This window comes from Gardnerella sp. 30-4, from assembly GCF_001641215.1.
Lineage (GTDB): Bacteria > Actinomycetota > Actinomycetes > Actinomycetales > Bifidobacteriaceae > Bifidobacterium > Bifidobacterium leopoldii.
The window spans coordinates 2,907-4,022 of record NZ_LXJL01000138.1; the positions used below are offsets into that span (position 1 = coordinate 2,907).

Annotated in this window: 1 protein-coding gene; it reads left to right on the forward strand. The window is 46.1% G+C overall.

Annotated features, from left to right (window positions below; all coding sequences use genetic code 11):
* Window positions 1-462 precede the first annotated feature (462 nt).
* Window positions 463-1,089 carry a 50S ribosomal protein L25/general stress protein Ctc gene (locus A5294_RS06220; RefSeq protein ID WP_064340722.1) on the forward strand — a complete coding sequence of 209 codons (627 nt, stop codon included), beginning with the start codon at window positions 463-465 and terminating at the stop codon, window positions 1,087-1,089.
* The last annotated feature ends 27 nt before the right edge of the window (window positions 1,090-1,116 follow it).

The following is a 1,116-nucleotide window of genomic DNA, read 5'->3' on the forward strand; positions in this document are numbered from 1 at the left end:
GTATTAAGGTAGTCTGGTCCGCCTGCACGGTCATCACTGACTGGGTGCGCGAAGTTACTGCCAATACGCAATGCTTTACGGGCAAGATTAAACGCTTGCTGTTGGAGTGCATTAAAAACGGACACATTTGCTCCTTCATTATGCCAAACGGCTTGCGGATTAAGCGCACATCATAGTATCATGCTATGCACTTACATACTATTAACTATAATAATCGTTTGTATGCTCAAGTAGCAGTTATATTCGATTTGATTAGTAATAATTTTGTATTTGCTATAAGTCGTAGCCTGTCGTTAGAATAGCAAAGTTGCTTTGGCGAGGGAATATGCCACTAGCTTGTGATTAGTTTGTTGGCAGAGTTCCGTTATCGACTGGGCTGATAGCCTCTTATGGTTTTCGGCGCGTCGGTGCGCCTGAAGCTGGATTAACAAACTAAACTATCCAGACCATAAGGAGACCGATATGGCTACAAAAATTACTCTTGAAGGCGAATTGCGCACTGAGTTTGGTAAGGGTGTTGCTCGTCGTTTGCGCGTAGCTAAGCTGATTCCAGCAAGCCTTTATGCTGGCGGTGCTGAACCAGTGCATGTTACTCTTCCAATGCGCGAGACCACTTTGGCTTTGCGTCACGCTAATGCTTTGTTCACTATTAAGTTTGGCGAGGAATCTCGCATTGCAGTTGTTAAGGATGTTCAGCGTAACCCTGTTAAGCGCATTGTAGAACACATTGACTTCTACGAAGTTAAGGCTGGCGAAAAGATTGACGTTGAAGTTCCAGTCTTCGTTGAAGGCACTCCAAAGGGTGCTGCAGTTGCATTCGTGGATGTCCAGGAGCTCAAGGTTCGCGCAGACGTTGCTAACTTGCCAGAGCGTTTGGTTGTTAACGTTGATGGTTTGACCGACGGTACCAAGGTGTTTGCTAAGGATGTCAAGCTTCCTCAGGGTGTTGAGCTCGATATGGATGGCGAAGAATCCGTGGTGAGCGTCACTGTTCCTGAAGATGCTGCTACAACCGAAGCTGCTGCTCCAGCTGCTGATGCTGCTGCTGATGCTGCTCCTGCTGCCGCTCCAGCTGCAGAAGAAAAGTAAGTTATAAAATAAGTTAATGTATTTGAT